Consider the following 898-nt stretch of genomic DNA (forward strand, 5'->3'; position numbering starts at 1 on the left):
GAAGGCCGCAGCGATTGAGCGGGCCAAACCCAAGTTCGCCATGTGCGCTGCCTGCCACGGGCAGGACGCCAAGGGGAATATCATGATGGGGGCGCCGGATCTGACCGATACCACCTGGCTTTACGGCCCCCGCGTGGAAGATATCGAATACACCATTCGCCACGGCCGCGCGGGCCACATGCCGGCCCATGAAAACCTGCTCAGCAAAGAGCGCATTCATGTAATCGCAGCCTATGTGTACAGCCTGTCCCGGAACGCTGACACCGCGGAGTAATCCGCGGGGCAGCCCTGGTTTCTACAGGCAAGGTGCCACCGCCCATCATTCGTAGCAGTGAAGGGATGCCGGCGGCGCAAAGGTGTTAGCGGAGAGTAGTATGTCGGACCCCAAGCGCATCAAGGTCACGGATGCCACCGATGGCGGCAGCGTGAGCTTGTACAGCAAGCGCGAGCGCATTCAGGTTAAATCCGTTTCCGGACGTTTCCAGTTTATCCGCGACGTCACCATTCTGGCGACCATGGGCCTTTACATGATCCTGCCCTGGGTGCGCTGGGACGGCCAGCAGGCGGTTCTGTTTGATTTGCCGGGGCGTCAGTTCCGTATTTTTGGTGCCAGCTTCTGGCCCCAGGACTTTCTGTTGCTGTCCTGGATCCTGATCCTGGCCGCATTTGCCCTGTTCTTTGTTACCGTGCTGGCGGGCCGCGTCTATTGTGGCTACGTCTGCCCGCAGACCACCTGGACCCGCTTCTTTCAGTGGATCGAGTTCTGGTGTGAAGGTGATCGCCACAGCCGTATAAAGATGGACAGTGCCCCCTGGACGGCAACCAAGATCATGCGCCGTGGCAGCAAGCATGTGCTCTGGCTGATGCTTGCCTTGCTTACCGGCATTACCTTTGTCGG

The 898-nt window shown here is 59.6% G+C and carries 2 protein-coding genes; both read left to right on the plus strand.

The annotated features are described in order from the left end of the window. The coding region (locus A3730_RS29265; RefSeq protein WP_156501451.1) for a c-type cytochrome at positions 1-274 on the plus strand (274 nt) is incomplete at its 5' end. Positions 275-374: 100 nt separating this feature from the next. Continuing rightward, a partial coding sequence (locus tag A3730_RS29270; RefSeq protein WP_156501452.1) for a 4Fe-4S binding protein occupies positions 375-898 on the plus strand: 524 nt, incomplete at its 3' end.

Source organism: Alcanivorax sp. HI0044 (assembly GCF_001634945.1).